At 70.1% G+C, this 4016-nt stretch carries 4 protein-coding genes and 2 pseudogenes; 2 read left to right on the forward strand and 4 right to left on the reverse strand.

All coding sequences use genetic code 11. The annotated features are described in order from the left end of the window. Positions 1-361 (reverse strand): annotated as a pseudogene (locus MQH10_RS26110) (hypothetical protein); the annotation flags it as partial. A 172-nt stretch (positions 362-533) separates the two neighbouring features. On the opposite strand from MQH10_RS26110, the gene MQH10_RS26115 reads away from it, so the two are divergent. Together MQH10_RS26115 and MQH10_RS26120 are read left to right on the forward strand one after the other, a co-directional pair. Beyond that, the gene (locus tag MQH10_RS26115; RefSeq protein WP_242566891.1) at positions 534-929 is read left to right on the forward strand and encodes an NADH:ubiquinone oxidoreductase subunit NDUFA12; all 396 of its coding nucleotides are present in this window, start codon (positions 534-536) and stop codon (positions 927-929) included. A gap of 189 nt (positions 930-1118) precedes the next feature. Continuing rightward, positions 1119-1715 (forward strand): DUF2155 domain-containing protein, encoded by a 597-nt coding sequence (locus MQH10_RS26120; RefSeq protein WP_419720807.1) that lies wholly within the window; start codon positions 1119-1121, stop codon positions 1713-1715. On the opposite strand, the pseudogene aat reads toward MQH10_RS26120, so the two are convergent. The 3 genes and pseudogenes from aat to accB all read right to left on the reverse strand — a co-directional run. After that, positions 1658-2302 (reverse strand): annotated as a pseudogene (gene aat, locus MQH10_RS26125) (leucyl/phenylalanyl-tRNA--protein transferase); the annotation flags it as partial. The gene MQH10_RS26120 and the pseudogene aat sit on opposite strands and share 58 nt — an antisense overlap. A gap of 56 nt (positions 2303-2358) precedes the next feature. Beyond that, complete coding sequence (gene accC, locus MQH10_RS26130) at positions 2359-3711, reverse strand: acetyl-CoA carboxylase biotin carboxylase subunit (RefSeq protein WP_242566893.1); 1353 nt, start codon at positions 3709-3711, stop codon at positions 2359-2361. 4 nt (positions 3712-3715) lie between these two features. Next, positions 3716-4016: acetyl-CoA carboxylase biotin carboxyl carrier protein (gene accB, locus MQH10_RS26135; protein WP_242566894.1), on the reverse strand; the 301-nt coding region annotated here is incomplete at its 5' end.

The following is a 4016-nucleotide window of genomic DNA, read 5'->3' on the forward strand; positions in this document are numbered from 1 at the left end:
CTCGGCGCGCAGGCCGGCCAGGGCCGGGGCGCAGTCCGGGGGCAGTGGCCTCGACCAGGCGCAGGGGCGGGGCGAAGGACGGCTCCGACAGGGCCAGCTTGCCGGTCAGGAGCGCCGCGCCCAGGTCGCGGCGGAAGGCGCCGCGGGTCGAGGCGTCGGCGAACAGGCCCTGGGCCTCGCCCAGCTCGGCGATCACCTCGGCGCGGCGGAAGAAGGCGGCGGGCAGGTCGGTCTCGCCCTGGGCCCAGTCCAGCCAGGCCTCGACTCGCGCGTCGGTCCAGCTCGACGGGGCGAGCACCTCGACGACTTGGCCGGCCCGTTCCAGGGGCCTGCGCTCGATCCTCGCCGGTTCCGTACGCACGTGGGGTTCTCCTATCAGGAGAGGTTACGGGGCCGGCCGGCCGCTCGCAATAGATGTTGCGGTCGCGGGGGCGGCTATCCCCAACATCTTGCGATGTTCGCGCGGCTGGACGCCCCCCAGGCGGAACCCTATAGTCCGGCCGCCTCCCAACCGTTCCGGACTCGCAACAACCGTGCTGAAAGCGATCTTTACCTGGTGGAATGGCGCGACCATCGGCGCGCGGTTCACGTTCTGGCGCCGCGGCGTCTTCGTGGGCAAGGACGAGCTGGGCAACAGCTACTACCAGGCCAAGGACACCTCGGATTCCTATGACGGCCGCAAGCGCCGCTGGGTGATCTATAACGGCTACGCCGAGGCCTCGAAGGTCCCGGCCGAATGGCACGGCTGGCTGCACCACACCTTCGACGAGCCGCCGACCGTGGCGCCGCTGCTGCGCCGGTCGTGGGAGAAGGACACCCAGCCGAACCTCACCGGCACCGTCCACGCCTGGCGGCCCAAGGGCTCGATCGCCCGGGGCGGCGAGCGCCAGAAGGCGGCCGGCGACTACGAGGCCTGGCGCCCGGAATAGATCATGCGGCGGACCCTCATCCTCGCGACCGCCGGCCTGGGCGGCCTGGTCCTGCTGGGCCTGTCCCAGGCGGGGACCGCCCAGACGGCGACCCAGGCCCCCAGCGCGCCGGTCGCGCCCCAGGCCCCAGCCGCCGAGGAGGCGCCGCCCGAGGTGGTGGCTACGCCCGCGCCGGTCGCTACTCCGCCCATGCAGGCCTCGGAGGTCGCGCCCGCCGCGCCGCCCAAGGCCCAGGTCGCCGACAAGCCGGCCGACAGCACCGTCAAGCGCGCCCGCTATGACGTCGCCATCCTGCAGGCCCTCGACAAGGTGACGGCCGAGACCGTGCGCTTCGAGGCCGCGGTCGGTCAGCCCGTGCGCTACAAGACCCTGGTGTTCACGGTGAAGGCCTGCGAGCAGGCGGCGGCGGATGAGCCGATGGAGGATTCCATCGCCTATATGACCATCGATTCACAGCCCAAGCCGACGCCCGGCCGGCCCACGCCCGCGCCGCGCCAGGTGTTCAGGGGCTGGATGTACGCCTCCTCGCCCGGCCTGAACCCGCTGCAGCACCCGGTCTATGACGCCTGGCTGATCACCTGCAAGGCCAACGCCCCGGTCATGGCCCCGGCCGCCGTCAGTCCGCCGGCGGGGACCAAGCCTGCGACCTTGGCCGGCAAGGCCGCCAAGCCGACCGCCCCTGCGGCCAAGCCCGCGGCGTCGGAGCCCAAACCCGTCGCGCTCAAGCCGGCGGTCTCGGCCAAGCCGGCCATGCCGCCGATGCCGGCCAATCCGCCGAACCCCTGAAAATCCGCCTGGCGCTCCAGCGCCTTGGCGAGCCTGCGATGATAGTCGAGCCGCGGGATCTCCTGCGCGCCGAACCGCGCGAGGTGGTCGGTCATGAACTGGGTGTCGAGCAGCACATAGCCGCCGGCGATCAGCCGGGCCACCAGATGGACCAGGGCCACCTTCGAGGCGTCGGTCCGGCGCGAGAACATGCTCTCGCCGAAGAAGGCGGCGCCGAGCGACACGCCGTAGAGGCCGCCGACCAGCTCGCCGTCCAGCCAGCACTCGACGCTGTGGGCGTGGCCCATCTCGAACAGCTCGCCGTAGAGGCTCTCGATCGTCCCGTTGATCCAGGTCTCATCGCGGCCGGGCCTGGCCTCCGCGCAGGCGGCGACCACCTGGGAGAAGGCGGTGTCGAAGCGGATCTCGAAGGGATCTCGCCGGACGGTCCGCGCCAGCCGGTGGCTGACATGGAAGCCGTCGAGGGGAATGACCCCGCGCCGCTGGGGGTCGATCAGGAAGACGTTCTCATCGTCGCGCGCGTCCGCCATGGGGAAAACCCCATGGGCGTAGCAGTTGAGCAGGTCCTGGGCGTCGAACGCGTCCATCTCGGAGCATCTAGCCTGTCAGCGGGCGATCGGAGGTCGCCGGACGCCGGGCCGGCTCAGGCCTCCTCGGCCTGAGCCTTCAGCCAGCGTTCCAGCCAGTGGATGTTGTAGTTCCCGGCCAGGATGTCGGGCTGCAGCAGCAGGTCCTGGAACAGGGGGATGGTGGTCTCGATGCCGCCCACCACGATCTCGCCCAGGCAGCGGTTGAGGCGCGCGATGCACTCCTCACGGTCGCGGCCATGGACGATCAGCTTGCCGATCAGGCTGTCGTAATAGGGCGGGATCGAATAGCCGGCGTACATGGCCGAATCCAACCGCACGCCCAGGCCGCCGGGGGCGTGGAAGTCGGTGACCATGCCGGGCGAGGGCACGAAGGTGCGCGGGTTCTCGGCGTTGATCCGGCACTCGATGGCGTGGCCCTCGAACACCACGTCCTTCTGGGCGAAGGACAGCGGCAGGCCGGCGGCGATACGAATCTGCTCACGGACCAGGTCGATGCCGGTGATGGCCTCGGTGACCGGGTGCTCGACCTGCAGGCGCGTGTTCATCTCGATGAAGAAGAACTCGCCGTTCTCATACAGGAACTCGATGGTGCCGACGCCCAGATAGCCGATGGCCTTGACCGCATCGACCACGACCTTGCCGATCTTGGCGCGGGCCTCGGCGTCGATGACCGGGGAGGGGGCCTCTTCCAGCACCTTCTGGTGACGGCGCTGCAGGGAGCAGTCGCGTTCGCCCAGGTGGCAGACATTGCCGAAGCTGTCGGCGATGACCTGCAACTCGATGTGACGCGGGGTCTGGAGGTAGCGCTCCATATAGACGGCGTCGTCGCCGAAGGCTGCGCGGGCCTCGGAGCGGGCGGTGGAGACCGCCTCGGCCAGGTCGGCCTCGGTCTGGGCGACCTTCATGCCGCGCCCGCCGCCGCCGGCGGCGGCCTTGATCAGGACGGGGAAGCCGATCTCCTTGGCGGCGGCGAAAGCCTCCTCCTCGGTGGTGATCGCGCCGTCGGAGCCGGGCACCACGGGGATGCCGGCGTCCTTCACCGCCTGCTTGGCGGTGATCTTGTCGCCCATCATCTTGATGTGCTCGGGCTTGGGCCCGATGAAGGTGAAGCCGTGGGCGTTGACGATCTCGGCGAAGCGGGCGTTCTCGGACAGGAAGCCGTAGCCCGGGTGAATCCCTTGCGCGCCCGTGATCTCCGCCGCGGCGATGATGGACGGGATGTTCAGATAGCTCTTGGACGCCGGCGCCGGGCCGATGCAGACGCTCTCGTCGGCCAGCCGCACCCACATGCCGTTGGCGTCGGCTTCCGAATGGACGGCCACGGTGGCGATGCCCATTTCCTTGCAGGCCCGGTGGACCCGCAGCGCGATCTCGCCGCGATTGGCGATCAGGATCTTGTCGAACATGATCCTACCCGATGACGATCAGGGGTTCGCCGAACTCGACGGGTTGGCCGTCATTGACCAGGATCTCGATGACCTTGCCGGCCTTAGGCGACGGGATCGGGTTCATGGTCTTCATGGCTTCCACGATCATCAGGGTCTGGCCCGCCGTCACGCTGTCGCCGACCTTCACGAAGGGCGGCGCCTCGGGCTGGGGCTGCAGATAGATGGTGCCGACCATGGGCGACTTCACCGCATCGCCGCTGACGGCGGCCGGGGCGGCTTCCGCGGCGGGCGCGGCCGCGGCGGCGACGGGCGCAGGGGCGGCC

It is taken from the genome of Phenylobacterium aquaticum (genome assembly GCF_022695515.1).
Lineage (GTDB): Bacteria > Pseudomonadota > Alphaproteobacteria > Caulobacterales > Caulobacteraceae > Phenylobacterium > Phenylobacterium aquaticum.

Coding starts and splice junctions, on each gene's coding strand:
- accC (WP_242566893.1), bottom strand. CDS start 3,711: ATGTTCGACAAGATCCTGATCGCCAATCGCGGCGAGATCGCGCTGCGG.
- MQH10_RS26120 (WP_419720807.1), top strand. CDS start 1,119: ATGCAGGCCTCGGAGGTCGCGCCCGCCGCGCCGCCCAAGGCCCAGGTC.